25 protein-coding genes, 1 pseudogene and 1 other annotated feature are annotated in these 26,571 nt (G+C 40.8%); of the genes and pseudogenes, 2 read left to right on the forward strand and 24 right to left on the reverse strand.

The window, feature by feature from the left end; genetic code table 11:
• Positions 1 to 141 precede the first annotated feature (141 nt).
• The 4 genes from CD00_RS17255 to CD00_RS19115 form a co-directional block, all read right to left on the reverse strand.
• On the reverse strand, positions 142 to 2,313 hold the full coding sequence (locus tag CD00_RS17255; RefSeq protein WP_051594083.1) for a DEAD/DEAH box helicase: 2,172 nt from the start codon (positions 2,311 to 2,313) through the stop codon (positions 142 to 144).
• 120 nt (positions 2,314 to 2,433) lie between these two features.
• Positions 2,434 to 2,781: a type II toxin-antitoxin system RelE/ParE family toxin gene (locus CD00_RS17260; protein WP_034461977.1), complete on the reverse strand. Its 348-nt coding sequence runs from the start codon at positions 2,779 to 2,781 to the stop codon at positions 2,434 to 2,436.
• On the reverse strand, positions 2,778 to 3,038 hold the full coding sequence (locus CD00_RS0104840) for a prevent-host-death protein (protein WP_026654920.1): 261 nt from the start codon (positions 3,036 to 3,038) through the stop codon (positions 2,778 to 2,780). The genes CD00_RS17260 and CD00_RS0104840 overlap by 4 nt, the downstream gene beginning before the upstream one ends.
• A 131-nt stretch (positions 3,039 to 3,169) precedes the next feature.
• On the reverse strand, positions 3,170 to 4,537 hold the full coding sequence (locus CD00_RS19115) for a sensor domain-containing diguanylate cyclase (RefSeq protein WP_185750393.1): 1,368 nt from the start codon (positions 4,535 to 4,537) through the stop codon (positions 3,170 to 3,172).
• 200 nt (positions 4,538 to 4,737) lie between these two features.
• On the opposite strand from CD00_RS19115, the gene CD00_RS0104850 reads away from it, so the two are divergent.
• Positions 4,738 to 6,540 carry a methyl-accepting chemotaxis protein gene (locus CD00_RS0104850; protein WP_026654923.1) on the forward strand — a complete coding sequence of 601 codons (1,803 nt, stop codon included), beginning with the start codon at positions 4,738 to 4,740 and terminating at the stop codon, positions 6,538 to 6,540.
• 58 nt (positions 6,541 to 6,598) lie between these two features.
• On the opposite strand, the pseudogene CD00_RS19750 reads toward CD00_RS0104850, so the two are convergent.
• From CD00_RS19750 to CD00_RS17270, 5 genes and pseudogenes are all read right to left on the reverse strand, one after another.
• Positions 6,599 to 6,766 (reverse strand): annotated as a pseudogene (locus CD00_RS19750) (diguanylate cyclase); the annotation flags it as partial.
• 127 nt (positions 6,767 to 6,893) lie between these two features.
• Positions 6,894 to 7,361: a GNAT family N-acetyltransferase gene (locus tag CD00_RS0104860; protein ID WP_026654924.1), complete on the reverse strand. Its 468-nt coding sequence runs from the start codon at positions 7,359 to 7,361 to the stop codon at positions 6,894 to 6,896.
• A 3-nt stretch (positions 7,362 to 7,364) separates the two neighbouring features.
• Positions 7,365 to 8,210: an amidohydrolase family protein gene (locus CD00_RS0104865; RefSeq protein WP_026654925.1), complete on the reverse strand. Its 846-nt coding sequence runs from the start codon at positions 8,208 to 8,210 to the stop codon at positions 7,365 to 7,367.
• A 21-nt stretch (positions 8,211 to 8,231) separates the two neighbouring features.
• Positions 8,232 to 9,113, reverse strand: coding sequence for an aldose 1-epimerase family protein (locus tag CD00_RS0104870; protein ID WP_026654926.1), 882 nt, complete (start codon positions 9,111 to 9,113; stop codon positions 8,232 to 8,234).
• A 42-nt stretch (positions 9,114 to 9,155) separates the two neighbouring features.
• A complete protein-coding gene (locus tag CD00_RS17270; protein ID WP_034461978.1) occupies positions 9,156 to 10,703 on the reverse strand; it encodes a sodium:solute symporter family protein in 1,548 nt (515 codons plus the stop codon).
• Positions 10,704 to 10,920: 217 nt separating this feature from the next.
• Here CD00_RS17270 and fsa point away from each other — a divergent pair, with 217 nt between their 5' ends.
• Positions 10,921 to 11,574, forward strand: a complete 654-nt coding sequence (gene fsa / locus CD00_RS0104880; RefSeq protein WP_026654927.1) for a fructose-6-phosphate aldolase — start codon at positions 10,921 to 10,923, stop codon at positions 11,572 to 11,574.
• Between the two features lie 72 nt (positions 11,575 to 11,646).
• On the opposite strand, the gene CD00_RS0104885 is transcribed toward fsa, so the two are convergent.
• The 15 genes from CD00_RS0104885 to der form a co-directional block, all read right to left on the reverse strand.
• Positions 11,647 to 12,264, reverse strand: a complete 618-nt coding sequence (locus tag CD00_RS0104885; RefSeq protein WP_026654928.1) for a metallophosphoesterase family protein — start codon at positions 12,262 to 12,264, stop codon at positions 11,647 to 11,649.
• Entirely contained in the window at positions 12,261 to 12,749 is a 489-nt protein-coding gene (gene rnhA, locus CD00_RS0104890; protein ID WP_026654929.1) for a ribonuclease HI, read from the reverse strand. Before rnhA ends, CD00_RS0104885 begins: the two co-directional genes overlap by 4 nt.
• A gap of 2 nt (positions 12,750 to 12,751) precedes the next feature.
• Complete coding sequence (locus CD00_RS0104895; RefSeq protein ID WP_026654931.1) at positions 12,752 to 14,425, reverse strand: MutS-related protein; 1,674 nt, start codon at positions 14,423 to 14,425, stop codon at positions 12,752 to 12,754.
• Positions 14,426 to 14,434: 9 nt separating this feature from the next.
• Complete coding sequence (locus CD00_RS0104900) at positions 14,435 to 15,268, reverse strand: purine-nucleoside phosphorylase (protein ID WP_026654932.1); 834 nt, start codon at positions 15,266 to 15,268, stop codon at positions 14,435 to 14,437.
• Positions 15,269 to 15,364: 96 nt separating this feature from the next.
• The gene (locus CD00_RS17275) at positions 15,365 to 16,828 is read right to left on the reverse strand and encodes a serine hydrolase domain-containing protein (protein WP_051594084.1); all 1,464 of its coding nucleotides are present in this window, start codon (positions 16,826 to 16,828) and stop codon (positions 15,365 to 15,367) included.
• The gene (locus tag CD00_RS19120; RefSeq protein ID WP_051594085.1) at positions 16,779 to 17,297 is read right to left on the reverse strand and encodes a hypothetical protein; all 519 of its coding nucleotides are present in this window, start codon (positions 17,295 to 17,297) and stop codon (positions 16,779 to 16,781) included. The genes CD00_RS17275 and CD00_RS19120 overlap by 50 nt, the downstream gene beginning before the upstream one ends.
• 50 nt (positions 17,298 to 17,347) lie before the next feature.
• Positions 17,348 to 19,258 (reverse strand): heavy metal translocating P-type ATPase, encoded by a 1,911-nt coding sequence (locus CD00_RS0104910; protein ID WP_026654933.1) that lies wholly within the window; start codon positions 19,256 to 19,258, stop codon positions 17,348 to 17,350.
• A 22-nt stretch (positions 19,259 to 19,280) separates the two neighbouring features.
• Positions 19,281 to 19,499, reverse strand: a complete 219-nt coding sequence (locus CD00_RS0104915) for a cation transporter (RefSeq protein ID WP_026654934.1) — start codon at positions 19,497 to 19,499, stop codon at positions 19,281 to 19,283.
• Between the two features lie 77 nt (positions 19,500 to 19,576).
• On the reverse strand, positions 19,577 to 19,936 hold the full coding sequence (locus CD00_RS0104920) for an ArsR/SmtB family transcription factor (protein WP_026654935.1): 360 nt from the start codon (positions 19,934 to 19,936) through the stop codon (positions 19,577 to 19,579).
• 174 nt (positions 19,937 to 20,110) lie between these two features.
• A complete protein-coding gene (locus CD00_RS0104925) occupies positions 20,111 to 20,614 on the reverse strand; it encodes a hypothetical protein (RefSeq protein WP_026654936.1) in 504 nt (167 codons plus the stop codon).
• 245 nt (positions 20,615 to 20,859) lie between these two features.
• Complete coding sequence (locus tag CD00_RS0104930; protein WP_026654938.1) at positions 20,860 to 21,822, reverse strand: hypothetical protein; 963 nt, start codon at positions 21,820 to 21,822, stop codon at positions 20,860 to 20,862.
• A gap of 100 nt (positions 21,823 to 21,922) precedes the next feature.
• The gene (tyrS, locus tag CD00_RS0104935; RefSeq protein ID WP_026654939.1) at positions 21,923 to 23,143 is read right to left on the reverse strand and encodes a tyrosine--tRNA ligase; all 1,221 of its coding nucleotides are present in this window, start codon (positions 23,141 to 23,143) and stop codon (positions 21,923 to 21,925) included.
• Between the two features lie 82 nt (positions 23,144 to 23,225).
• Positions 23,226 to 23,478: a binding site (T-box leader), on the reverse strand.
• A 65-nt stretch (positions 23,479 to 23,543) separates the two neighbouring features.
• Positions 23,544 to 24,566: an NAD(P)H-dependent glycerol-3-phosphate dehydrogenase gene (locus tag CD00_RS0104940; protein ID WP_185750394.1), complete on the reverse strand. Its 1,023-nt coding sequence runs from the start codon at positions 24,564 to 24,566 to the stop codon at positions 23,544 to 23,546.
• Positions 24,567 to 24,583: 17 nt separating this feature from the next.
• Entirely contained in the window at positions 24,584 to 25,237 is a 654-nt protein-coding gene (gene plsY / locus CD00_RS0104945) for a glycerol-3-phosphate 1-O-acyltransferase PlsY (RefSeq protein ID WP_026654941.1), read from the reverse strand.
• A 2-nt stretch (positions 25,238 to 25,239) separates the two neighbouring features.
• The gene (der, locus tag CD00_RS0104950) at positions 25,240 to 26,568 is read right to left on the reverse strand and encodes a ribosome biogenesis GTPase Der (RefSeq protein ID WP_026654942.1); all 1,329 of its coding nucleotides are present in this window, start codon (positions 26,566 to 26,568) and stop codon (positions 25,240 to 25,242) included.
• Between the last annotated feature and the right edge of the window lie 3 nt (positions 26,569 to 26,571).

Raw genomic sequence — 26,571 nt, forward strand, 5'->3', positions numbered from 1 at the left:
CATATTTTTTTAGTTCTGCCATATGCCGATAACCATCATTTAAAAAAATTTGCCATAGAAATATTTTAAAATACGGGCTTTTTGATAACCATCAACAAATAGTTGTTGTGCAGCAACGTTTTATTTAGGAAGAAAATAGAATCATATGAAATTTGAAAAACTAGCGGGTAAATATTTTTGTCTTTCTTTTTCAATTGCTTTAGTAATCCATTCCTTGTCCATTATGTTATCGAAAGCGCCTGCAACTACGGACTCATCAGCATAGTTATCAAATTCTATCTGTTTCTCATCAAGGATCAGCATCATCTCATCATCTATAGTATCAGGGCATAACAGCCTGTATACAAGCACGTTTCTGACCTGTCCCATTCTGTATACTCTTGAAAGGGCCTGGCTTTCCAAAGACGGTTTGATCTGTGGTTCGCAAAACACCACTATACTGGCAGCCTGAATATTTAATCCGACGCCCCCTGCAATTATCTGGCTAACAAGAGCGCTTCCTCCGGGAGCCTCGCCCAGCTTATCCACAAGAAACTGCCTTGTACTCATCTTAGTGTCTCCGCTGATCACACCTATGCATCTTCTTCCAAGAAGATCACTGACTTTAGATATTGTTTCTCTAAAGAAAGAATATATGATAACCTTTCTTCCTTCACTTTCTGCCTGATCAAGAAGTTCCAGAAGTCGCATGCACTTTGATGATGTAGTCATGTCATCCTGAAGAAAAGAAACCCTTCTCATATCGGAGAATCTTCCACTTACAATCGCATCTTTATAGGTGTCTTTATCTGCATCTGTAAGGCTGCACCACTCCTGTTCCTGTGCGATTTCCGGAAGTTCCTTGAGAACCTGCTGCCTTGTTCTTCTGATATATACCGGTGCCAAGCTTTCTTTAAACTGCGGCAAGTGACTGATATTTGCCAGTGCCTTTACCTGTTCTGTCATATCGGGCCGAACAAAATCAATCAGGTTGCACATCTCGTCAACGCTGTTTTCAAGCGGCGTTCCTGTCATCAAAAGAATTCTCTCCGACTCGTTATCAAGCCTTCTGATGTACATAGTTCTTTTGGCATCCGGATTCTTCATGTAATGCGCTTCATCTATAACCAACATAGAAAGAGACATGTGATTATCTATGCAATCTACAATCTTTCCCATGGACTCGTAGTTGGTTATTGCAGCACCGCCATTATCCTTCCATCTTTCAAAAGAATCTTCAAGTGTCTGACCATGTATGATAAAAGCCTCTATCCTGCTAAATTTCTTTAGTTCCCTTGCCCAGTTTATAAGCACGCTGGCAGGACAAACGATCAGAAAATAACATTTCTTTTGCTGCGTCACCTGTATATGAGCCATTGCAGCAATGGCCTGGATTGTCTTTCCAAGTCCCATCTCATCGCCAAGAAGAACCTTCTTCTGATGTAAAATATATTTTGCTCCAAATATCTGATAAGCCCTAAGCGATCCACTAAATCCATCCAAATTAAGAGCTGTTTCATTTATCTCTTCTGCAAGCTGCGCCGGAATACTGTCATATACAAAAGGCTTGTTGCCGGTCATATTGCCAAGGCTCTCCAGCAGCACATAGAATTCAGCGCTATTCCTGTTAAAAGCCTCCATGGCCGCAACCTTAGTTGTATGAGATGCTTCCTGATACTGATTAATGGCATGAAGCATATTATCAAAGAAAGAGCTACTCACAAACTCATATATGTCTTCAGCCATAGTCACGGTATTCTGCTTAGAAACACCTGAGGAAAAGATCCAGTGGAACCCGTTTCTTATCATCCCGCTGTTCTTTATCCTCTGAGCATAATCATCAAGATTTGATGAACCTTCCGAAACATCTCTTCTTACTTTTTCGCTATTAAGATAATTAGCAAGTTCTGTAATAAGCTCAGCATTGTCGTCTGCATTTTCAGACTTATCATCCGGATCAAGACGGATTGTCACTCTTGACGCCAAACTATTGGCAAATTCAGTAACGACATTTCTTATAGCCTCTGTCTGCTTTTCTCCTATGCCGTCAAGAGACTGTATTTCATAGTCAGTAGCCTTTGCCAGCTGCCCCAGGCTCGTATAACCTGCATCCACTAGTGCCTGAACCCGGATGCCTGCTCTTGCTTTTTTTAGCTCATCCACAGGAATGTTAAAAAGTTCCTTCCGAGCCTCAATTCCTGCGATCTTATTGCAAATCTGCTTAATATTACTTTCCTGCAGCGTCCGGTCATTATAGATATTTTTAAATGCCGCATTTGCATCATCAATTGCGTTTATTAACTTCTTTAAATCTTTGAAATTTGGTTTGTCCATAAGTATCGCCTAATGGTATGAATATTCTGCTTATAATCCATCAAAAATTCCCTATATATGTATAAATAGCGTGATTAAGATATCCATTCCATATCCTATCACGCCAAAATGTGACACTAATTATTCGCCCCAATATTCTTCTGTTTCTTGAGAAGTCGTTTTTATTCCAAACAATTTCCACATATAATCTTCACGTTCATCATAAATATTCACAATATATATCTGATTATCATCAATCCTGTAGAAAATATAATTCTTTGCAACATAAATAAAATAGTAATCAGTATCGATTCCAAACATATTTTTGACAGATATTCCTATATTTTCATTTTCCTTGACTTCATGGATTCTGCCATTTATTTTTGCGAATACTTCTTTCCTTTTTGCTTCTCCAAAATACGAGTCAATGTACTTCCGCATTTCTATAATCTTTTCTTTATAATCCTGAGAATAACGTAATGCCTTCAATCGTCAAGTCCCATCACTTTCTGCATTTCTTCATCACTAACCCAACCTTCTCGATTCGAACGCATTTCAGCCTTCTTAAGATCACCTAATACATTATGAAGAGTCCTTAAGCGATCAAGTTCATCTGCTTCCTCCACAGTCATTATTGCATAAGCACCTCTACCATTTCTGGTAAGGTATACTCTACTACTTGAATCAACTTCTTTAAGTACATCTGTATAATTTCTAAGATCGGAAATAGGCATAATAGCTGGCATGTTAAATAACCTCCTATCTACTACAATATATATAACTCTAACTTTTAGTATAAAACTCTTCCAGAAAAATCACAAGTTAATTCACCCGTAAATAAACACTGCTAATTTACAGCATATAACTTTTTATCCCTCTATGACCTACGCATCTTCAAGCTCTTCTTGTTTTCATACATTCTTTTGTCTGCAATTTCAAATACTGCAGCCACACAATCTTGTTGGTCATATTTTGCCATACCACAGGCAACGACTACTCCGCCGTTTATAAGAGCATCCTTGTTATGCCGTGCAATTACATCTACAAGTTCCTCACTGCGAGCATAGTCCTCATCCTGCGAAATAACCACAAATTCATCGCCGCCTATTCTGTAAACAGGGCTGCGCTTAAAAATATTGCAGATTATGTCACACGCATCACATATATACTTATCACCGGCTTCATGCCCTTCAGTATCATTAATTTTCTTAAGATCATTTACATCCAAAACCACAATAGCGAACTCAGGCTGACGCTGCTCCTGAATTCTCTGATTCATGATACTCTCTCTTACCTTATATGCATTCTTGTTCTTGATGCCTGTAAGCGAATCAATCTCAGCCATATTCTGCACAAGCGCAAGCTTCTCCGTATATTCATGTTTAATGCGCATAGCATCAGTCACATCCTGACACAGACCTAACAAGCATTCCCTTCCTGTATCATCTGTAAATTTAAGCTTTGTTGTCTGAAACTGTCTCGGATTGCCGGCCGCATCAGGCACGTCCTCATAGAAAATATACGGTCCATCCATCGCAAGAGCTTTCTTATCATCCTCTATAAAATGAATAGCAGTCTCTTCGTCAAAAATCTCTAAATCAGTCAGCCCTACAACACCTTCCGGAGTTTCTTTATTTGCATACTCGGCAAAGGCTTGATTACAAGCAAGATATTTCCCTGTGTCTACATCTTTTGAAAATGTCATGGCCGGCATATTGGTCAAAAGATCTGAAAGCGATTTCTTAAGGCTCATTATCTTTCGGCTTGCATCAGCCTCTTTCCTAAGACGCTCATTCTCCTGCTGAAGTCTCGCATATTCTGCTGAAATATCCTCATTTTCATTTATACTTTCTCCAACAAAAGCTCCCTGATCCGTGTACCAGACAAAAGCAAGTCTTGTGCCGTCTTCTTTGTAAATGTGCCTGCCATATGAATGGACTACTCTGTATTCTCCATCCTTTTTTTGCCTGTAGATCACATCAAATACGCCGCCCTCTGCCAAAAAGCAATTTACAGCCTCAACTATAGAAGACAGATCATCAGGATGTACATTACGATATATGTCATCATTTACAAGATTATAGATTTCTTTTTTCTCCACATCCTCATATCCTGAAAGCTCCAAAAAACCTTCAGACATGACTATTGTAACCACTTTCCCATCAATACACTGGTAAATTGCAAAGGGAATCGGGCTACTTTCCAATAGATTTAGTTCTTCATCACTATACCTGTATTTTTTCAAGAGAGCCACCTTCTGTATAAGACAACAAAGAAACTGTTTTCCATAATATATTTTATCATGTAATAGCCAGTCTCCATCATTATTGCGATTATTTTATGAATTATTAACAAATTTACATTTACCGGTTATCACATTGGTGATATAGTCTAATAAGAGATAACGATATTGCGATAACATTATTCAAAAGAAAGGACGTTCTTATGGAGAAAAAAAGCGGTTCTTTGATGTTACCTATCGTCGGATCTATCATCCTTGCAGTAGTGATCACTGCTTTTTCCATCGCCGGTTTTAATATGTACAGCACCATCAAGACCAATGCTTCCCAGGCACAGGCCTACGAGAACAGGCTTAGGGAAGATATTATGTCTGAGCTAAAAAATGAAACACAGGAAGCCATGAGCATTTGTCAGGTTATGTATGACAGATCTCAAGCCGGTACAATGTCTCTGGAAGAAGCTAAATTAGAAGCTGCCAATATCATCAGAGAGCTAAAGTATAATGATGGATCAGGCTACTTTTGGGTTGATACTTCTGAAGGCATTAACGTGGTTCTTTTAGGCCGAGATACTGAAGGACAGTCAAGATGGGACAGCGTTGACCCTAACGGCACGTACTTTATCCAGGAAATGATAAAAAATGGTATGCAGTCCGGAGGCGGTTACACAAATCTTATGTTTGCTAAGCCCAATGAAACCGAGCCTCTTCCCAAGATCAACTATACAGCATATTTCGAGCCTTTTGACTGGGTTATGGGCACCGGCGTATGGGTTGATTATATCGATACGCTTAAGAGCGAATATACAGCGGAATCCGGCAAAGCACTTGCAGCCACCATCAGAAACAGCATTATTACCATGATAATTCTTTTGCTCATCGGAATTGCCATCGCTGCTTATATGGGAAAAAGAATTACTACTCCCATTAAACTTGCTACAAGCCAGATGGTCAGAATGTCCAATAATGATTTTTCTGATAATAAAGAAATGAATAGCGTCCGAGCGCTTCCTGCCAGAGAGAACAATGAAATCGGACAGATTGCAAAGGCACTTGACCTTATGCACAACAACATAAGAGAACTTATGCTAAAAATCTCTGACACAACATCTTACGTAGCATCAGCATCTGAAGAGCTTTCATCAAGCGCTTCGCAATCCGCGAAAGCCAGTGAAATGGTTGCTACCTCCTGCACTTCAGTTGCCGAATCATGTTCCGGACAGATAACCTCTGTAGCGGAAGCAAGTAACGAAACACAGGCATTTGTAAATAACATGCAGGAATTCCAGGATGCGATCAACAAGACCACTGAAATGATAAAAACCACTAATGAAGCTGCTACCAAGGGTGCTTCTGACATGACCAATGCTACAAATATGATGAGTTCAATCAAAAATTCCGTGGAAAGCACTGCCTCTGTAGTAGAAGCCTTAGGCGATCAGCTCAAGAATATCGACACTTTTGTTGATACCATAGCAGAAATAGCAAGCCAGACCAATCTTCTTTCCCTCAATGCCAGCATAGAAGCTGCAAGAGCCGGAGAAATGGGTAAAGGTTTCGCGGTTGTTGCCAGCGAGATCAGCAAGCTTGCCGACCAGTCCAATGAAGCTGCTTCAAAGATCACGGAACTGATTGATGAAATAATGCACAACTCCGACGAAGCTGTTTCTTCAATGCGTCAGGGTGCTCAGGACGTTGTATCCGGAACAGAAACCGTCAACGACGCAGGAAATACCTTCAACAGTATCGTAGATATGGTATACTCAATCTCCGAGCAATCAGAAAGAATGAGTGAAATTGTCAACCAGCTTTCTGAAGGCACCGACACCATTGCAAGTAACATCAGCAAGATAGAGGATATGAGCGCCAGCGTTGCAGATGAAACCCAGAACGTTTCCGCCGCTTCACAGGAACAAACCGCTTCCTCGCATGAAGTTGCAGAAGCTTCCGATAAACTTGCCAGCAATGCACAAGACCTGCAGGAGTTCGTTTCCAAATTCTCACTTTAATAAACAAAAACCGGATGCTTTCCTATATTTGACAGGAAGCATCCGGTTTTTTATTCTATTATTCTACGTAGTAAACATAGTTTTCTTTTCTGGGAGCAGCATCCTTAGCAGGCTCAGCAGCATAGCCAAGTGCACAATGACCGATTCCTTCGAAGTTGCCTTCAACTCCTAATTTCTTAAGGAGGTCTTTTCCAAACTCAGAATCAAACTTCATGGTCTTGGCCCTCCTCTTCCTATGGCTTAGGAAAATAGTTGTAATACTTTAGAATATAGTGATCATAAAGATGTGCAAAGAAAACTTCTCCTAGCTTTATTCCGTTTCTCTTTTGAATAGGATCAATTCTGGTCAAAAGTCAAAGTGTAATTTCCATTGTTGTCTTCTGCACCTTCATGCCAAGGCTCTCATAGAAAGCTCTGGCACTGTCATTACCTTCCCAAACATTCAACGTAATATCCCTGCAGCCAAGTGCCTTTGCTTCCTTGCAGACATGCGCAAAAAGCTTCTTGCCAATGCCTTTACCTCTGCACGCAGAATCAACGCAGAGATCGTCGATATACATATATTTAAAAGACACTACAAAAGGCTTGCGTAAAGTCTCTTGCAGCATACAAAACGCATAACCAAGGACTTTACCGCCATCATCCGCAACATATACTTTCACATCCTCAGCTTTAAGGATAGCCTCAAGCTCAGCTTCACTATACTTCGTATAACCGGATACAAAGTAATCCGGCTTTATCTTTACATGAATCTCAAGCACCTCAGACAACAGCTTCAAAAGCTGCGGAATATCTTTATTCTGTGCATCTCTTATGATCATATCTCACCTCCCGAGCAGTTTACATGCGTTCCCGCTAAGAATCTTAGTAGTATCATTCTCATCAATCGGTAATCCCTTGATGAACGTGGTAGCCTCTTTCTGATCTGACCAAGGTGAATCACTTCCGAACAAAAGCCTGTCACTACCAAAAGCCTTTACAAGCTTCATAAATCCATCTGCATCAAGCATTCCTGTATCCTTATCATCCCAATATCCATCAGAAAGCGCTTGAATTCTCCCGGAGGAAAAAGATGTATCCAGAAAAGCCGTTGTATCCTCAAGATACAAAGGAACTTCATCCCAGTTCCTCCATCCGCCCATGTGTGCGAGAACAAACTTAAACTCACCAATCGTGTTAATTACATTTCTGCACATCTTCGGCGAACATCTGACAACGCCCGGAAAGCCGATATCAAGCCCTGCGTGGGTAATGACGATAAGGTCATTCTCGCAGGCAGCATAAATGATATCAAGAAAAGTCTTGGAATCAATATCCTCATTCTGATAAACAGGATGAATCTTGATTCCTTTAATGCCGTTATTTTTGAGCCTTCTAAGCTCCTCTTTAAAACGTGAATACTCAGGATGAATACATCCAAAAGAACATAACCTGTCCCCGTACTTCTCATTATTTCTAAGAGCCTTATCATTGATGCTCTCTACCTGAGAAGAAGCCGTTGCAACAGGCAAAAGGACGGACATATCTATGCCGCCCTTATCCATTGAATCCAAAAGACCTGAAAGCGTACCGTCAGCATGCGGAACGATATGTGCCTCTTTGCTGAGGCTGTCAACCGCCCTTGCAGCGATTGAATCAGGAAATGTATGTGTATGAAAATCAATTATCATAAAACGTTCCGCCAAGTAACTTCATTCCAGAATCTCAATTTCAAATGAAGTATCAAAGCTCTCTCCCGCCGCTAATTTATTGCCGTACTCTCTATCTTCAATGCCACCTTCAAAGCCTACTCTGTCGCACCTTCCGTTCCAAGGCTCGACGCAGACAAAAGGTGCATTCTTTTTAACCGGTGACCATACTCCAAACAGCGGAACATCACAAGTAACACGAAGCTTATCTCCATCTGCCGCACTTACAAGTGTAACCGCATCAGCCTGTCTGTCTTCGAATATAAGCGCATCCCCGTCAAAGAGTCCTGGAGTAAGTTTAACTATTCCTTCCGCTGTCTCAACGTCAATCTGCTTATCGGAAAGGCATCCGCAGGACATATCAATCACATTTGACTTAAGAGAACCGGAAACTGCAGCGCCGTCTTTTTCAAACAAGAGCTCATCCTTATTAAGATCGCAGTTAAATGCAGGATGCGCACCGATTGAAAAATACATCTCTTTGTCATCCGGATTGGAAACCGTATAAGATACTGTAACCTTGCTTCCAACAAGCTTATAGCCAATCTTCAAAGAAAACTTAAAAGGATATTTTTTAAGCGTATCTTCATTTTGGGTAAGCTCAAACACAAGCTCGTCATCAGCTTTTTTTACAAGAGAAAAATCATTATCCCTTGCAAATCCGTGCTGTGAAAGCTTATAAGAAACGCCGTTAACTTTATACTCGCCGTTCCATACAGAACCTACAATAGGAAAAAGAACAGGTGCAGTCCTCCCCCAGTACTTGGCATCCGCCTGCCACATGAATTCTTTTCCCGAATCTGCCTTAACGAGTGACTTAAGCTCTGCTCCGTGATTCGATACTTTTATCGCAATAAAACTATTCTTTAAAATATGTTCTGCCATGTTCACCTCATAAAATAATCTTTTTTCACATTATTTTACCACTTATTCGGAATCATCTGAAAGTGAAGTGCTCTGATGAACGAGAACTTCTTTGTTGTAGCATGCAAACGCACCGTCCACAAGTTCCTTCGGAGGCTTCTTTGTGAAAAGAGATATTACAGGCACAATGATAAGTCCCGCGATCATGCAGAACGCACCTGCATTTATAGGTGACTGAAGAAGCTGAGGGAACTTGGGTCTTATGAGCATATTTGCAAGCATAACTACTGTAGAAAATATGAAATTCACCCATACAGCAGCTTTTGTAATGAACTTAAAATACAATCCGTAAAAGAAAGGCGCAAGGAATGCTCCCGCAAGCGCTCCCCACGAAACACCCATGAGCTGCGCGATAAATGTCACGTTCTGCTTGTACTGAACAATCGCAATAACAACAGAGATGCCGACAAATACGACGATAAGAATTCTCATGATAAGAAGCTGCTTCTTTTCATCCATATTCTTGATAACATGGCCCTTCAAGAGGTCAAGCGTAAGAGTCGAACTACTTGTAAGAACAAGTGATGAAAGTGTGGACATTGAAGCTGAAAGAACAAGAACAACAACCACAGCAATAAGGAAATCCGGAAGTCCCGAAAGCATCGTAGGAACGATACTGTCAAAGCCATCCGCCGCAATATCTATCTTATCGGAAAAGATTCTTCCGAAACCGCCGAGGAAGTAACATCCGCCGGCAACAATAAACGCAAAGAATGTAGAAACAATGGTACCTTTTGAGATTGACTTCTCACTCTTTATCGCATAAAACTTCTGAACCATCTGAGGAAGCCCCCATGTTCCGAGCGATGTAAGGATAACAACTCCGAGAAGATTAAGCGGATCAGGTCCAAAGAATGAAGCGAACACGCCCGGTGTTGTCGATACGCTCTCATCTGAGATTCTTGCAAGTCCGTCAAGAGCTGCAAGGAAACCGCCCTGCGAATTAAGAACAGAAAGAACAACCGCGCAGATACCGATAAGCATGATTATTCCCTGAATAAAGTCATTTATCGCAGTTGCCATGTAACCGCCCGCGATTACGTAAATACCTGTAAGTACGGCCATAACAATAACGCAGATTGAATAATCGATGTTAAAAGCCATACCAAATAGTCTTGAGAGTCCGTTATACAATGAAGCTGTATAAGGAATAAGGAAAATAAATGTGATAACGGAGGCTGCTATCTTAAGAGATCTTCCTCCAAATCTTGCAGCAAAGAACTGCGGCATCGTGGCTGAATCAAGATGTTGACTCATGATCCTTGTCCTTCTTCCGAGGATAGCCCATGCAAGAAGTGAACCTATGAGTGCATTGCCGATTCCAACCCAAGTTGCGGCTATACCGTATTTCCATCCAAACTGTCCCGCATACCCCACAAAAATAACCGCGGAAAAATAGGATGTTCCATAAGCAAAGGCTGTAACCCATGGGCCTACTGCTCTTCCACCAAGTACAAAACCGCTTACGTCAGTCGAGTTCTTCCTGCACATCAGACCGATGTAGATCATTACAGAAAAGAACACAAGTAACATTAACACTTTAATAATCATACCTTCTCTCCTTAAAGTAAATAATCTTTCTTCACTTTAGCACTTTCAATCGCTAAAGGCAATCAAATAGTACAAAAAAGTCAAAGTAAAATGTACAAGAAATTCATATTGAAAAAAAATAATATAGTGCTATCCTAGTGGTATCATTTTTATTTGGAAATCCTTAGGGATTATCCATAACTATCAATAAGGTTACAGACAAGGAGTATATGCAAAAATGAAATTCTTTTTGGACACAGCCAATGTCGATGAGATCAGAAAAGCCAACGACATGGGCGTAATTTGCGGAGTTACAACAAACCCTTCTCTTATCGCAAAAGAAGGACGTGATTTCACACAGGTAGTTGCTGAGATCGCATCTATCGTTGACGGCCCTATCAGCGGCGAAGTAAAAGCTACAACAACAGATGCTGAAGGAATGATCAAGGAAGGCCGCGAAATCGCTAAAATACATAAAAACATGGTAGTTAAGATCCCTATGACTGTCGAAGGTCTCAAAGCTTGCCACACACTTGCAGCTGAAGGAATCAAAGTCAATGTAACTCTTATCTTTACAGCTAACCAGGCTCTTCTTGCAGCAAGAGCAGGCGCTGCATTCGTAAGTCCTTTCCTTGGAAGACTTGACGACATCAGCGTTCGCGGAACAGATCTTATCTCTGAAGTTGCCGAGATCTTCAATATCCACGGAATTGAAACAGAGATTATCGCAGCAAGCGTACGTCATCCTATGCACGTTACCGACTGCGCACTTGCAGGAGCAGACATTGCAACAGTACCTTACAAGGTAATCGAGCAGATGACACACCACCCTCTTACAGATCAGGGAATTGAGAAATTCGTAAAAGATTACGAAGCAGTATTCGGCAAATAATAAAGCGTTACACGCATAAATACAGGCATATCACTTTAGTAAGCTCTAAGGTGATATGCCTTTTCTTTTTCTTTAAATTCCGCCAAGACTACCCGACAACTTGATCCACTCTGACAACGTCAGCGGCTCATAATCGGATCTCATGCAGAAACAGTTTATCATATTACATGGAATTGTCTTCTCATGCTCCGCCGCAATCGGCACATAAGGCGTCGATCCTATCATCTCAATTATCTTCTTCATGAGGACTTCATCTCTTGTTTCATGCACATGCCCGTATAACATATAAGTCTTAGGTTCTCCGCTGTGTTTCAGCCTGTACTGCCCGTCATAGAAAGGCATCGGATAATGGCAACAGACAACCTTCTTCTGGGAATCCGTGATCACTCTGTAATTATCGATCCACTCAAATCTGTCCTTATCAAAATTTATAGATTTGACATATTTATCATGATTCCCTGTTATAAGACAGAGCTTTCCTTTCAGCCTGTGAATAAGTTCATTGGTCTCTTCAACCGTGCCAAAAGATAAATCTCCAAGAATAACAACGGTATCGGCGCGCGTAACCTTGTCATTCCACTTTTTTATCATGTACTCATTCATCTCTTCACAGCTTGAAAAGCCGCGCTTATCCATCTTCTCATTAAGTGCGTTATGAAAAAAATGGCAATCGGCAATATAATATATCATCGAAGGTCACCGCCGTCATCGTGAAGTAGTGTAGACGGATCGTCATCGGCAGCAGTTGTCGCAAGCTCGTCGCACCTCTCATTCTCAGGATGTCCTGCATGCCCCTTGACCCAGTTCCACTTTATCGCATGTCCCTTTGTTGCCTCAAGAAGTCTTTTCCAGAGCTCTACATTTTTTACAGGTTGCTTTCCCGCTGTCTTCCAGCCTCTTTTTATCCATCCGTCTATCCACTTGTCGTTAAATGCCTTGATAACATATTGCGAATCGGAAAACATCTCAACTTCGCACGGTCTGTTAAGGCACTCAAGACCGACTATTGCGCCCATAAGCTCCATTCGGTTGTTAGTCGTCTTATCATAGCCGGCGCTCAGTTCTTTTTCATGAACCTCGCCCTTTGAATCGACATATCTAAGCACAGTGCCGTATCCTCCGGGTCCGTCCGGATTTCCTCTTGCAGCACCGTCTGAATATATTTCAACTTTCATATTTATTCCCAAACTCCCGTATTCAAAAATTTCTCCGCAAGATTCTGCGCGTTGTCTACAAGACTGCTGTCATATCCAAGAACGCTCAAAAGCTTGATCGCATTCCTGTTCGTCGCAGGACCTTTTTTAAGCATATAATCAAAATGTACATCGTTGTCAGAGACATTTCCCTCAAAGTGATAGAGGTCGTACTTATCCTTAAGAAGCTGAGTGAGCTCGATGTCATGCGTAGCGGCAAAACAATTAACTCCGGAATCTGTAAGGAACTTAAGTATCTCTGTCGACGCAGCGATTCTCTCAACCGTGTTTGTTCCGCGAAGTACCTCATCAACGAAGCAAAGAACAGGATTTCCCTCTTCCTTCGCCGCATCAATTATTCTCTTCATGGACTTGATCTCGACAATATAATAACTGTCACCCTCATAGATATCATCCTTAAGCGCCATTGAAGAATAAATTCTGAGAAGAGGTGCTTTGTAACTCTTTGCAAGAACTGTATGCACAGACTGTGCAAGTAAAACGTTGATACCGATGGTCTTAAGGAATGTCGATTTACCGGAAGCATTCGAGCCGGTCAAAAGAACTCCTTTATTAGTATCGATACTGTTAGAAACCGCATTCTCGATAAGAGGATGCATCACGTTCTCAAAGTTCATCTCGCCGTTTGCAAAAGTCGGAGTGCAATATTGTCCCTTTACAGACTCTCTGTAACAAGCAATCGAAATATACGCATCCATTCTTCCTATCACTGTGATTATCACATCAAGATCATCTTTCTTTTCCATGAGCTGACGGTACATCTTGTTAAACTTGATAAGATCGATATGCGTGATCATACGAACATAATCCATGATAATATCAGCAGGACCACCGCCACCCGACGGCTTCATAAGAACACTTGAACCGCTGACAAATCCTTTAAGGCTGTCATAAGACTTATTCAAAAGCTCAATATCATCACTAAGCTCAGGATAACTTGCTCCTTTAAAAAGTTTCGCAGACGAAAGAGCCTTAAGAATATAAGAATATGTCGAAAGATACGGATCAATCTTCCCTTTGATATTAAAATACATGATCACATTTGCTACTACGGCAGCAAGAAAAAGAAATGCTCCGAGCTCAAACTTAATGCATGTAATAACGATCGTCAAAGCAATAAGAGCTATCATCAGATAGTGCTTTGCATTGCTGAAATTCCCTACATCATTGAGAACTTTGAGATAATCATAGATTGAATATCTGTTGCCTCTTCCGATTCTGGCAAAGATCTGCTGATACTTAAGCCTTGCCTCGTCATTTTCGGAAAAGAACTTTATCTTTTTCTCCTCATTCTCAAAGTCGTCAGTCTGCTTGGGCGTTCTGAGCATATAATAAAGATACTCTTCACCCGAAGCGCTGAGGCAATAGTTCATTCTTGTAAATACGCCGTCCATGTTAAGGTCATTCCAGGTCGTGTCGTCTACCTGAAATCCCTCTCTATGGTTATCGTAGTAACCGGTAATATGATCAAAGTCATCTTCCTTATATTTTCTCTTTGGCGAATCGCCCCAATTTTTCTTTAGTTTATAAATAAGATTCTTCTTTGCAAGTGCAGCATCCCTCACGCCCAGAACGTAAGCAATGATCACGAACGCAAAAAGAACTCCCAAAACATATACAAGTCCCGAATTATCCATATACTGTCATCATCCTTTGCTGAATTTTTTGATTGATTCCGTCACAAGCTTTGTAAATAACGGAGCCGCTTTATCTGCAGCTTCCTGCACTTCCTCGTGAGACAAAGGATTCTCCGAAAGTCCCGATGCAAGGTTACAGATACATGAAACTCCGCAGATTTTAAGTCCCATGTGATTTGCAGCGATTGCTTCATTTACTGTACTCATTCCGACTGCAGAAACACCCAGCTTTGCAAGCATCTGAATCTCAGCGGGTGACTCAAACGAAGGTCCCGTAAGCTGACAATAAACGCCCTCTTTAAGCTCGATACCGTTTTCCTTCGCAGTTTCCTTAATGATATCCTGAAGATCTTTTTTGTATACCTCACTCATATCGGGGAATCTGGGTCCGAGTTCATCGATATTCGCGCCGATAAGAGGATTGGGTGCAAAGCATGAAATGTGGTCCGTTATAAGCATAAGGTCGCCTGCCGCAAAGCCCTTTCCAAGTCCTCCGGAAGCATTTGTCAAAAAGAGAATCTTAGCGCCCAGCATTCCCATAAGTCTAACAGGAAGAACGACATCGCTGATATCATATCCTTCGTAAAAATGAACTCTTCCCTTCATGCAGACAACTTTAGTATCGCCCACATATCCGAATATGAATTTACCTGCATGTCCGGGAACAGTAGAAACAGGAAATCCCGGTATATCCTTATATTCAATCTCAGCGCAGACTTTAATATTCTCCGCATAATTTCCAAGTCCCGAACCAAGAACCAATGCTACATCGGGAACGAAATCAGTCTTACTTCTAACCGCATCAACGCAGCCTGTAAGTTTTTCATATAATTTATCAGCCATTTTGCCACCTCTCTCATCTGAAATTACATTGTTTTCCAAAAAACACTTTAAATAATATTAAAATCAATCAGTGTTTCCTTAGACATTCTATCATAATTACCACTGCGACAATACTCCACGAACTTTCGGTTCGAGCATATTCTTTATCGCATCCTCAAAAAGCCCTTTGACACCGCCTTTTATGATCTTTCCAAAGATAATACCCTGAAGTCCTCCAAGACCTTCGGGAGAAACATTCTTCATCGCATCAATCAGCATTTCACCGCCCGGTGTTTCAAAGAATCTAACCTCAATACCGCTTGGAACCGACGGATAAATAAATGTACCTTTCCTGTCCGCTCTGTCGGAAGCATCGTCGTCAAAATAGATATTTATTGTTCTGCTGCAGGCTTCCTCAAGGAACACGATCTCATTTCTAAGCACAAATCTGTTGTATTCGTCAGTCTTGCAATACGACTCGAGACTTACCTGATACATCTCACCGTGCATGTTGATATTTGTGACATATCTCTTACCGCCAAAGCCGCATTTAAGCGCATAAAGAGCATCCCCTTCATAGATATCTATGAAAAAGAATCCGTTATCATCAATCCTGAATCCGATTTTCTTGATGCCGTCGGTAAAGTTATTGTGCACAACCTGCATCATAATAGGAAATACGCCTATATTATTATTTTCAATATCATAGATTTTTCCGTCGATCTTGCGAAGCCATTTTGCGGCAAGAAGGCTTTCATTTCTCATATTGAAATAATTAAGGGATTTCTTAAAGTCGCCTCTCCTGCTCTTATAAGCGGCCGTCCTTCCTCTTGTACTTCCGACAGATTCTTTAATCGCCCTGTTTTTCCAGCCTCCGCTGACAATCGCAGGGTAACTGACAGTTTCTCCACTAATCGATTTGCATAGTGCCATAAGCTCTGAATACGCCGAGAAATTCTCATCCAAAGGCTTATTTCCTATCTCAAGGTTCTTAATAGCCTCTCGAATCTTAACTGCCATCAATGACGTCTGGAAAATATCGCTGTTTCCGGCATTCGTAACCACAACCATGTTAATATCCGGATAGATAAAAACATTCTGACCGAGCATTCCGTTAAACGCATAAGAATCCTGCCTGTCCCCGTTAATCCATAACTGATAACCATAGTGCGTGCTGTCTTCACGTCCCGTAAGAATCTGCGGAGTGATAGACTCTTCCACCCATTTCTCAGGGACAATCTGTACACCGTTCCACTTTCCCTTATTTAGATAAAGCTGTCCGAGCTTTGCCATATCTTCAGTACGGATAAAGAGTCCCCAGCCGCCTTTTGTTATCTTCTTTGGGCAACTCTCCCAGAACACTCTTTTTATTCCCATCGGATCAAAGATACGTTCTTTGCAAAATTCAAACAAAGACTTGCCCGTAATCTGCGTCACGATAGCCGACAGCATATAAGTATTCATGCTGTTGTATTCAAACTGCGAGCCCGGTTCAAATTTGGTTCCCGCTTCAAGAAACGCCGATACCCAGTCATTTCCGCTTATGGCACCTGCTTCGTTGAATTCGGAGCCGCTTGTCATATCGAGAAGATTTTTTTACCGTTATTGTCTTTCTGTGGAATTTAAGAAGACCTATCTGCTCACTGAAAATATCATCAACCCTATCTACAATAGTGAGTTTCCCATCGTTTATGAGTATGCCTATTGCCATAGCGACAATACTCTTACACATAGAATAAGAAACATGCCAATAATCAATGGAATACGGCTCAAATCCACACTCACAGATAACATTTCCGTTTCTTAGAGCCATGAATTTGTGCATCTTACATTCTTTGTTCTCGGCAAGTTCCCTTAATAAAGACGTAAAAAAAGCAGAACTGACACCCTGCGATTCAGGCGAACATCTTTTTAGCTTTTGTTCATCATTTGCACTAATGGTGCTGAATTTCGGTTTTTGTGCAACATAATCAACCTTGCTGATCTCGCCGGTTTCGCCGGTAGCAATCTTTAAAAGAAGCTCTCCTATGTCAAGTCCTGCTTTTGCCATTATTCTGTTTCCTCCGTCAGAGCCCGGATCTTTTTTATGATAAAAAAATATTATATCTTCTCTGTCTTAAGCGCTCTCATGGAATTCAGAATAGCTATTACGGCCACTCCGACATCTCCGAACACCGCAATCCACATCGTTGTAAGTCCCAGTGCTCCCAAGATCAAAATGATGACCTTTACGGAAAGCGCAAATACAATATTTTCTTTCACGATCCTGATAGTCTTGCGGGCAATAGCAATAACCGAAGGTATCTTGTTGATATCATCATCCATGATAACAATATCCGCAGCCTCAATGGCCGCATCACTTCCAAGTGAACCCATGGCTATTCCGACATCCGCTCTCATAAGGACCGGAGCGTCGTTAATTCCATCGCCAACAAACGCAAGCTTACTACCATTATCCTCTGATGAAAGCATTTTTTCAACCCGTTCCACCTTATCTGCAGGTAGAAGCTGTGAAATAACTTCATCTATACCAAGCTTCCTTCCGACATCTTCGGCAACATCTTTCCTGTCACCCGTAAGCATGACTGTCTTTGCAACGCCAACCTTCTTGATGCCTGCAATCGCAGCTTTGGCTGTATCCTTTATAACATCAGAGATAACAACATATCCCTTGTATTCTCCGTCATATCCTACATAGACAATTGTTCCGGATACAGAGTCAGCTTCCGCAAAAGAACTTATGGCATTTTCGTTCATAAGCTTTGAATTGCCAAGAAGAAGCTTTTTTCCATTATAAAGAGTCTCTATTCCTCTTCCTGAGATTTCCTTTGTATCAGCTTCGCTTATGCTGCTTCTGTCTATGTCTTTTTTGCCCGACTCATTAAGATAAGCAGTAAATACAGACCTTGCGATCGGATGATTTGAGAATGCTTCACCTGTAGCCGCCATATCAAGAAGTTCATCTCTCGAAATCTTTGCCACGTTCGAAGATACAACATCTGTAACTTTGAACTCGCCCTTGGTAAGTGTTCCCGTTTTGTCAAAAACGACCGTCTTTATACCCGACACAGCTTCAAGGAAATTACTTCCCTTAACCAAAACACCAATCTTGGAAGAAGCTCCGATTCCGCCAAAGAATCCAAGCGGAACAGATATTACAAGCGCACATGGACAAGAAACAATAAGAAAGATACAAGCTCTTTTTATACTGTCAGATAAAGCCAGTTGTCCGAGAATCGGCGGTATGATCGCAAGAAGGAGTGCTCCTATTGTAACCACGGGAGTGTAATATCTTGCAAATCTCGTAATGAAGTTCTCCATACGGGACTTCTTATCGCTCGCATTCTCAACAAGCTCCAAAATCCTTGAAACGGTTGAATCTTCATATGCCTTAACGGCTCTGATCTTAAGAATTCCTTCGCCGTTTACGCATCCGCTAATAACATCAGAGTCTTTTACAACTCGTCTCGGAACAGATTCGCCTGTAAGCGCTGCCGTATCAATAAAGGACTCGCCCTCGATAACAACACCGTCTACAGGAATCTTCTCACCGGCTCTTACAAGTAATGTGTCACCGATCTTTACTTCAGAAGGGTCAACTTCATTCACTTCACCGTTCTCGCCGACAATATTGGCAATCTCAGGTGCAATGCTCATCATCTCAGTGATGGACTGGCGCGACTTTCCAACAGCATAGCTCTGGAACAGTTCTCCGATCTGGTAAAAGAGCATTACCGCAACCGCTTCGGGATACTCTCCGATACCAAAAGCACCAAATGTAGCGATCATCATAAGGAAGTTCTCATCAAAAACCTGTCCGTGACTGATATTTACTGCCGACTTTTTAATTACGTCGTAGCCGATCATCACATACGGAACGAGGAATATGAGGAATTTCACGATAAGCGGAACATTTTTAAGCAAGCCTGTCTTTTCAAGAATAAGTAATACCGTAAATATTCCAAGTACAATAAGTATTCTGTTTCTTGTTTTCTTTTGCTTCTTAGTCATAGTGACATCTCTTCTTTCTTAATTAAGCGCCCTCTATCTCACAATCGGGCTCAACCTTCTTGCATGCCTTAACAGCCTTGTCAAAAACATCATCAAATACATCATCTGCTGCTTCAAGAACAAACTTCTGAGTCATAAAATTAACTCTGGCATTTACAACGCCTTCGATTTTCTTAACAGCTTCCTCCATCTTTGCAGCACAGTTTGCGCAATCAACTTCACACTTAAATGTCTTCTTCATAATAAATATCCTTTCTCCTCTTGGGATGAATTTTATAAATTTATGTATGCATACGCATGCCAAATTACAGTTCCCGATTACTCATTTATATGGCTCATTCCCTGAGCGATAATCGTTCTCACATGATCGTCAGCCAGATAATAAATGATCGACTTACCTTCGCGCCTGTTTCCTACAAGCTTACTCTGCTTCAAAATCTTCAGCTGATGCGATATCGCCGACTGAGTCATGTTGAGTGTCTCAGCTATATCACATACGCACATTTCAGATTCAAACAAAGCAAACAAAATCTTGATTCTGGTCGAATCTCCAAATACTTTAAAGAGTTCAGCCAGATCATAGAGTTCATCCTCCGGAGGCATTTCTTTCCCAATTCTGTCTACAAGCTCTCTGTGAACATTATGTACTTCGCAGTGTTCTACATCATTTATAGCCATTCGCTTTTCCTTTCATTTAAACATATGAATAACTGTTCATATGTTTAATATAAAACTACCGCATCGGTTTGTCAATATCGATGCGGTAAATTATTAATCGCAATTAAATTAAAATAGGACATTGCACTAATAACCTTAGGGCAACGTCCTATTTTCGTAAGTTATCAATTTATTTTAGAGCTGAAAAGCTTTGCCCGCTGCATAAGCCAAAAGAAAAGATACAATAGATATACCAAGGTAAAGCAATACACAGAACAATACTTTGGTTAATGTGTTTCTCTTCTCATCAGCAGAAATATTTGCTGATGCATATGCTCCGATTGCTGAAGTAGCACCTCCAAGTGCACCTCCGAGAAGCACAAAGAAATTTACAATATATAAAACCACAAAGACATAAACCCACTTCGGCAGCTGAATAGTTTTGTACTCTTCACCTGTTTCTACATTTCTTCCGTTATATACAAGTACCTGCTTATTTCTGACGCAAAGTTTTGCAATTTCCCCATTGCCTAAAGGAATATCAAATACTCTCTCAGCAAAATTGCTTTCAGGCGATTTAAATGCCATCACCTTGGTTTCAGGACTACCGTTGACAGACACTAATCTGTTTTTATTTAATGTAATCCTGACCGGCATACCGGTAGATGTATTAAATAACCACTCTCTTGTCTTTGCCATTTACAAACTCCTCCCTTTTAATAACAATAATCTCTCTTTCTTCATTTCTATTATTACAATAATTTTAATTATTTAACAACAAAGTAATAACATATTATCATACCATTCACCCTAAATCAACAATAAATTGTATAAATTATAAATATATTTACGCAAAAACATGGGCTGTTGCGCAATGTTTGCGCAACAGCCCATAATTAACGCTTTTATACATTTTAATTAATAATTATACATATTATTTCAACTTATTTTTCTTCATCATCAAACTCCCTGCTGATATCTTCTTTCCATTCATCTATATCTAGCTTACTGAGACCAATCTCATCAGCTCTTTTTAGCATACGTTCTTTGAGTTCTTTTTTTGAATAGAACTTATAACCGTCATCAATAAACGATTTTTTTATCCATGTATCAACGAAGCCCTCATCTGTACACATAGAGTCTTCACTCTTAGCATCACCATACATACCAAAACTATAAACAAGAAGTTGATTATTATTGAGCACATCCTCATCCTCTATGCCTGCCATTCCCAAATCAAGCGCCAGATAATATTGACAAGTATAAAAAAAATGATATCTCGCATCTTTATCAAGATAGCCATAATCATATATGGCAAGAGATGCTCCGGCTTTTCCAAAGCCACTGACATAACCGTCTTCACATATTCCTTCATAGAATTTCTCACCGGATTCAGAAACATATCGAATATAAAGTTCGCCACCTTCATCTTTTAAAACAAAACCAAAACCATACTCACTTTTGCTTACCCATATCAACAATTCTTTTTCGCCGTCACACCCACAGTCTATATATCTATAGTCAGAATCACATGGATTCTCACGAAGACTGGTGCTATCTGATGCAAGCTCTTTCAACTCCTCAAAATCGTATTCCTTTTTTTCTTCACTCTCGAATACATAATCATCACAATCAACTTTTGCCTTTTTTTCATTGTTCAAAAAAGCTGTATAATTTCCGCTTTTATCATCTTTTGCCTGCTGATAACGCTCATGGGAGATAAAAGAGGATGCATCATTTTCATTATCTGAAGCTTCCGTACCGGCATCATCAGCAATAGACATATTCGCAACAGATATATCTGCAACAGACGCACCATCAGATACATTTGCCTTCTCTTCATCAATCTTTCCACATCCCGTCAGCATAAGCACAATGGCTAATATTGTTATGACTAAAGGCTCCATATGTACCTCTTTCGTATAATTTTTAAGTAATTTACTTGATACAAGAATAAAGAGCCTATGAAAAATATTTTTCCTATTTTTCACAAGCTCTTCAATTATATTATGCAGTAACTTTCTTAAATGACTTCTTTCCTTTCTTTACCATAACTCCGTCAGCAAAGAAGTCCTTATTGTAAGTAGTCTTTACGTCTGTAACCTTTGCATCCGCTACAGTTACACCGCCCTGCTCAACTGCACGTCTTGCTTCGCTTCTTGTATTGCAAAGTCCTGCCGATACAAGAACCTGAAGGATATCAACAACACCGTCTCTGAAGTCCTCTTCTTTAAGTGCAACAGCCGGAACATTATCCATATTTCCGCCGCCTGCAAAAAGAGCTCTTGCTGCATCCTGAGCTTTCTGAGCTTCTTCCTTGCCGTGTACAAGAGATGTAAGCTCAAATGCAAGAATTTCCTTCTTCTCATTGACTCTTGAAGGATCCCATTTTTCCATCTCAAGGATTTCTTCAATAGGAATAAATGTAAGCATCTTTATGCACTTATCTACATCAGCATCTGCTACATTTCTCCAGTACTGATAGAAATCGTAAGGAGATGTCTTCTTGGGATCGAGCCATACGGCATTTCCTGCTGTCTTACCCATCTTCTTACCCTGAGAGTCTGTAAGAAGAGTAATTGTCATAGCGTGCGCATCTTCACCGAGCTTTCTTCTGATAAGCTCTGTTCCGCCAAGCATGTTGCTCCACTGATCGTCTCCGCCGAACTCAAGGTTACAGTTGTACTTCTGGAACATGTAATAGAAGTCGTATGACTGCATGATCATGTAGTTAAATTCAAGGAATGAAAGCCCTTTTTCCATTCTCTGCTTGTAGCACTCGGCTCTGAGCATATTGTTAACTGAGAAGCAAGCACCAACTTCACGAAGAAGTTCAACATAGTTAAGGTTAAGAAGCCAATCTGCGTTGTTGACCATCATAGCCTTTCCTTCTCCAAACTCAATGAAGTTCTCCATCTGTTTCTTGAAGCAGGCTGCATTGTGATCGATATCTTCTCTTGTAAGCATCTTACGCATATCGGTTCTTCCCGAAGGATCGCCGATCATTGTTGTACCGCCTCCGATAAGAGCTATAGGCTTGTTTCCGGCCATCTGAAGCCTCTTCATAAGTGTAAGTGCCATGAAGTGACCGGCTGTAAGTGAATCAGCCGTACAGTCAAATCCGATGTAAAAAGTTGCCTTTCCTTCGTTTACAAGATCTCTGATCTTTTCTTCGTCAGTAGTCTGAGCGATGAGGCCTCTCGCCTGTAATTCTTCATAAATCTTCATTTTTCCCTCCTGTATTTTCCGATTGCGAAGTGCTCTATATATTGGAATACAAAATTAAAGTCCTCCGCAACCAACAATGATTGCGAAGGACGAAATAATCGTGTTACCACCTTCATTCGTATGCAGCTCACACTACATACCTCAGCAAGTACGGTCTCACATAAAGCGAAACGATACTCTTCCGATATAACGGTCAGTCCCGTCGAAGCCTACTATAATTTCCGCCTCGCAGCTCACGGAGGTATTCACGATTACTCTTAACATACGCCTCTCACCAACCGGCTATTCTCTGTTGTCAGCCTGTAATCACTACTTATTCCGATCATTGCCTTTTTTGTATAATATGAAATTTTAGTAGCATAATGATATTATGTCAAATACTTTTTAAACAAAAAGCCATTCACCATTCCAGCATATTGTTTTCTGTCTTCTTATCTCTCATCATAAGGTCTTTTACAGCCTCCTCAAGAGATTTTCCGTCAAATAATATCTCATTAACCGCCGTGATTATAGGCATTTCAACCTCATATTTTTCAGCAAGCTTTAGTGCTGCTCTGGCGCTGTAAACGCCTTCAACAACCATGTTTACTTCATCCATGGCTTCTTTATATGTTTTTCCCTGACCGATAAGAATACCGGCGCGTCTGTTACGTGAATGCATCGATGCACAGGTTACGATAAGATCACCGATTCCTGAAAGTCCTGCAAAAGTTTCAAATTTTCCGCCCATTGCCATTCCAAGCCTTGAGATCTCAGCGATTCCTCTTGTGATAAGCGCAGCCTTTGCATTGTCACCGCAGCCATAGCCGTCAGCAATTCCCGCAGCAAGCGCAACGACATTCTTAAGTGCCGCACCGATCTCGATTCCAAGCATATCGGGACTGATATATACTCTGAGAAAAGAATTCATAAATATATTCTGTATATATTTTGCAATCTCTTTTTCAAAAGCACCGACTACAAGTGTAGTAGGCATGCTCTTTCCGACTTCTTCCGCATGAGAGGGGCCTGAAAGAACACATACATTACATCCCGGTATCTCATCGAGAATGACATCGGACATGACCATAAGCGAATCTTCTTCGATTCCCTTACTGCAATTAACAATGATCTGTCTGTGCTCTTCACTCTCGTTAATGAAAGGCTTCATAAGCCTTATAGTTTCACGCATATGAGCCGAAGGAACGACTACAACAATGATATCTTTGTCCTTTACGGCTTCTTCCATACTTGATGTGTATTTAACGGATTCGGGAAGTTTTACTCCCGGAAGTTTAGCTTCATTACCGTGATATAGCCTGAGCTTTTCAACAGACTCGTCACTTCTGGACCAGACAGTAACATCATGTCCGTTACCCGCCAATACATAGGAAAGCGCAATACCCCAGCTTCCCGCACCAATTACACCAATTTGTATACCCAAAAAAATATTCCTCCTGATCAGTCGACCTTATTCTTTTTTGAAATATAGGTCTTTCTTTCTGTACCTGAAATAAGCTTCTTTATATTGCTTCTGTGTTGATAAAAAGCAAGCGCCGTAAGAAGTGCAACTATCACATACATCTCATTAAGTGCACTCTGCGAAAGATTTCCGAGAAATCCCATCTGTCCGAATATAACATACTGCACAAGAAAACATGCATAAAGGCAGAGACTGCTGAGTGACACGAAATGTGTAATGTTAAAAGGGCCAAAGAAAGCAATAAGTCCAACAAGAACAAACTTCCAACCCATTGCGATGATATATCCCGCAGTGCAGGCAATTCCCTTTCCGCCCTTAAACTTTAAGAAGAACGGGAAGTCATGTCCAAGCACAGCTCCTGCGGCTGTATATATCATATAGAAGTATCTGTAGTCCGGATTGCTTCTTCCAAAAAGAAAATAAGTAACAATTATAGCCAATATGCATTTAAACATATCGCCAAACAAAACTATAAGTCCCGCCTTGGCTCCCATAACTCTGAGTGTGTTTGTTGTTCCCGCGTTCTTACTTCCGACGCTTCTGATGTCAACGCCCTTCATTTTTCCGTACAATACAGCTGTCTGAAAAAGGCCAAATACATATCCTACGATCAAACAAACTACTCTTTCCATTTTTACTTATCCTCTTTTCTCTCTCTTATTATAAATCTAAGGGGTGTTCCCTTAAATCCGAATGCTTCTCGGATCTGATTTTCTATATATCTCGTATAACTAAAGTGCATGAGCTTTTTGTCATTTACGAAGATAACAAAAGTCGGCGGCTTAACCGAAGCCTGAGTGATATAGTAAAGCTTTAATATCTTACCCTTATCACTAGGCGGCTGCTGCATAACAACTGCCTGAGTCATAATCTCGTTGAGAACACCTGTAGAAACTCTGAGCGCATGATTTTCGCTTACAATATCTATCATGTCATAAAGCTTCACAAGTCTCTGACCTGTCTGGGCAGAAATAAAGATAATCTCTGCATAGTTCATAAACGCCAGGGTATTCCTGATGTTCTTGGTAAATTCCTTAACGGAATGATTATCTTTTTCAATAAGATCCCACTTATTAACAGCTATTATTACGGCTTTTCCGCTCTCATGCGCAATTCCCGCGATCTTGGCATCCTGATCCGTAACCCCGTCCTCGGCATTGATAACAAGGATGGCAACATCAGCTCTCTCAACAGCTCCGACGGTACGGAGTATCATGTAATGCTCAAGTTCGTCCTTGACCTTACTCTTTCTTCTAAGTCCGGCCGTATCGATAAACGTGTACTTCTTACCGTTGTATTTAACATCGGTATCGATGGCATCTCTCGTAGTTCCCGCAATGTCGGAAACAATGAGCCTGTTCTCGCCGATAAGCTTATTGATAATAGATGACTTACCTACGTTGGGCTTACCGATAATTGCAATCTTAGTTGTGTCATCTTCCTCATCATTTGTTGAATCTTTGCTGAAGTGACTTACGACTTCCTCGAGAAGATCGCCTATACCAAGTTTATTGACAGCAGAAATCGGGAAAGGCTCACCTATTCCGAGATTGTAAAACTCGTATACATCAAGTGAATCCCTGCTGTAACTGTCAACCTTATTTACACACAAAACAACAGGCTTTCCCGATCTTCTCAGCATATCAGCCACTTTGGAATCAGAATCGGTAAGTCCCTGCTTTACATCAACCATAAATAAGATAACATCGGCCGTATCTATGGCAATCTGCGCCTGTTCTCTCATCTGAGAGAGAATAATATCTTTTGAATCAGGTTCGATACCACCGGTATCAATAAGAGTGAAACTGTGATTAAGCCACTCAACATCCTGATAAATTCTGTCTCTTGTAACACCGGGAGTGTCCTGCACAATAGCAATCCTGCTTCCCGCAAGAGCATTAAAGAGTGTTGATTTTCCGACATTTGGTCTTCCGACCACCGCTACTATATTTTTTCTGCTCATGTG

Source organism: Butyrivibrio sp. AE3003 (assembly GCF_000686065.1).
GTDB lineage: Bacteria > Bacillota > Clostridia > Lachnospirales > Lachnospiraceae > Butyrivibrio > Butyrivibrio hungatei_A.

Coding starts and splice junctions, on each gene's coding strand:
- CD00_RS17255 (WP_051594083.1), bottom strand. CDS start 2,313: ATGGACAAACCAAATTTCAAAGATTTAAAGAAGTTAATAAACGCAATT.
- CD00_RS0104840 (WP_026654920.1), bottom strand. CDS start 3,038: ATGCCAGCTATTATGCCTATTTCCGATCTTAGAAATTATACAGATGTA.
- CD00_RS0104850 (WP_026654923.1), top strand. CDS start 4,738: ATGGAGAAAAAAAGCGGTTCTTTGATGTTACCTATCGTCGGATCTATC.
- CD00_RS0104860 (WP_026654924.1), bottom strand. CDS start 7,361: ATGATCATAAGAGATGCACAGAATAAAGATATTCCGCAGCTTTTGAAG.
- CD00_RS0104865 (WP_026654925.1), bottom strand. CDS start 8,210: ATGATAATTGATTTTCATACACATACATTTCCTGATTCAATCGCTGCA.
- CD00_RS0104870 (WP_026654926.1), bottom strand. CDS start 9,113: ATGGCAGAACATATTTTAAAGAATAGTTTTATTGCGATAAAAGTATCG.
- CD00_RS17270 (WP_034461978.1), bottom strand. CDS start 10,703: ATGATTATTAAAGTGTTAATGTTACTTGTGTTCTTTTCTGTAATGATC.
- fsa (WP_026654927.1), top strand. CDS start 10,921: ATGAAATTCTTTTTGGACACAGCCAATGTCGATGAGATCAGAAAAGCC.
- CD00_RS0104885 (WP_026654928.1), bottom strand. CDS start 12,264: ATGATATATTATATTGCCGATTGCCATTTTTTTCATAACGCACTTAAT.
- rnhA (WP_026654929.1), bottom strand. CDS start 12,749: ATGAAAGTTGAAATATATTCAGACGGTGCTGCAAGAGGAAATCCGGAC.
- CD00_RS0104895 (WP_026654931.1), bottom strand. CDS start 14,425: ATGGATAATTCGGGACTTGTATATGTTTTGGGAGTTCTTTTTGCGTTC.
- CD00_RS0104900 (WP_026654932.1), bottom strand. CDS start 15,268: ATGGCTGATAAATTATATGAAAAACTTACAGGCTGCGTTGATGCGGTT.
- CD00_RS17275 (WP_051594084.1), bottom strand. CDS start 16,828: ATGACAAGCGGCTCCGAATTCAACGAAGCAGGTGCCATAAGCGGAAAT.
- CD00_RS19120 (WP_051594085.1), bottom strand. CDS start 17,297: ATGGCAAAAGCAGGACTTGACATAGGAGAGCTTCTTTTAAAGATTGCT.
- CD00_RS0104910 (WP_026654933.1), bottom strand. CDS start 19,258: ATGACTAAGAAGCAAAAGAAAACAAGAAACAGAATACTTATTGTACTT.
- CD00_RS0104915 (WP_026654934.1), bottom strand. CDS start 19,499: ATGAAGAAGACATTTAAGTGTGAAGTTGATTGCGCAAACTGTGCTGCA.
- CD00_RS0104920 (WP_026654935.1), bottom strand. CDS start 19,936: ATGGCTATAAATGATGTAGAACACTGCGAAGTACATAATGTTCACAGA.
- CD00_RS0104925 (WP_026654936.1), bottom strand. CDS start 20,614: ATGGCAAAGACAAGAGAGTGGTTATTTAATACATCTACCGGTATGCCG.
- CD00_RS0104930 (WP_026654938.1), bottom strand. CDS start 21,822: ATGGAGCCTTTAGTCATAACAATATTAGCCATTGTGCTTATGCTGACG.
- tyrS (WP_026654939.1), bottom strand. CDS start 23,143: ATGAAGATTTATGAAGAATTACAGGCGAGAGGCCTCATCGCTCAGACT.
- plsY (WP_026654941.1), bottom strand. CDS start 25,237: ATGGAAAGAGTAGTTTGTTTGATCGTAGGATATGTATTTGGCCTTTTT.
- der (WP_026654942.1), bottom strand. CDS start 26,568: ATGAGCAGAAAAAATATAGTAGCGGTGGTCGGAAGACCAAATGTCGGA.